The organism is Streptomyces sp. NPDC088923 (assembly GCF_044749745.1).
In the GTDB taxonomy this organism is placed as follows: Bacteria; Actinomycetota; Actinomycetes; order Streptomycetales; family Streptomycetaceae; genus Streptomyces.
The window spans coordinates 1,316-2,751 of record NZ_JBIVIO010000015.1; the positions used below are offsets into that span (position 1 = coordinate 1,316).

1 rRNA gene (cut by a window edge) is annotated in these 1,436 nt (G+C 57.5%); it reads right to left on the bottom strand.

Going from position 1 to position 1,436, the window contains the following annotated elements:
• Positions 1-1,278, bottom strand: a 23S ribosomal RNA gene (locus tag ACIP4O_RS30500) (it extends 1,292 nt beyond the left edge of the window).
• Positions 1,279-1,436 lie beyond the last annotated feature (158 nt).

Genomic DNA, 1,436 nt, shown 5'->3' on the forward strand with positions numbered 1-1,436 from the left:
CACGCTGCAATGACACGACTTCGGCGGTACGCTTGAGCCCCGCTACATTGTCGGCGCGGAATCACTAGACCAGTGAGCTATTACGCACTCTTTCAAGGGTGGCTGCTTCTAAGCCAACCTCCTGGTTGTCTCTGCGACTCCACATCCTTTCCCACTTAGCGTACGCTTAGGGGCCTTAGTCGATGCTCTGGGCTGTTTCCCTCTCGACCATGGAGCTTATCCCCCACAGTCTCACTGCCGTGCTCTCACTTACCGGCATTCGGAGTTTGGCTAAGGTCAGTAACCCGGTAAGGCCCATCGCCTATCCAGTGCTCTACCTCCGGCAAGAAACACACGACGCTGCACCTAAATGCATTTCGGGGAGAACCAGCTATCACGGAGTTTGATTGGCCTTTCACCCCTAACCACAGGTCATCCCCCAGGTTTTCAACCCTGGTGGGTTCGGTCCTCCACGACCTCTTACAGCCGCTTCAACCTGCCCATGGCTAGATCACTCCGCTTCGGGTCTTGAGCGTGCTACTACAGCGCCCTGTTCGGACTCGCTTTCGCTACGGCTTCCCCACACGGGTTAACCTCGCAACACACCGCAAACTCGCAGGCTCATTCTTCAAAAGGCACGCAGTCACGACGCAAGGACAAGTCCTTGCGCGACGCTCCCACGGCTTGTAGGCACACGGTTTCAGGTACTATTTCACTCCGCTCCCGCGGTACTTTTCACCATTCCCTCACGGTACTATCCGCTATCGGTCACCAGGGAATATTTAGGCTTAGCGGGTGGTCCCGCCAGATTCACACAGGATTTCTCGGGCCCCGTGCTACTTGGGAATAACGCAAGTGAGCCGTCAATGTTTCAGCTACGGGGGTCTTACCCTCTACGCCGGACCTTTCGCATGTCCTTCGCCTACACCAACGGTTTCTGACTCACCCAGCCGCCGGCAGACGACTGAAGCGCAATCCCACAACCCCGTACATGCAACCCCTGCCGGGTATCACACACATACGGTTTGGCCTCATCCGGTTTCGCTCGCCACTACTCCCGGAATCACGGTTGTTTTCTCTTCCTGCGGGTACTGAGATGTTTCACTTCCCCGCGTTCCCTCCACACTGCCTATACATTCAGCAGCGGGTGACAGCCCATGACGACTGCCGGGTTTCCCCATTCGGACACCCCCGGATCAAAGCTCGGTTGACAGCTCCCCGGGGCCTATCGCGGCCTCCCACGTCCTTCATCGGTTCCTGGTACCAAGGCATCCACCGTGCGCCCTTAAAAACTTGGCCACAGATGCTCGCGTCCACTGTGCAGTTCTCAAACAACGACCAACCACCCATCACCCCAAGACCAACGGTCTCAAGTTCACTGGGGCCGGCAAGAAGGCAAGCCATACGGCCGTACCCTCAGACACCCAACAACGTGCCCGACACCCTCAGCCCCCAAG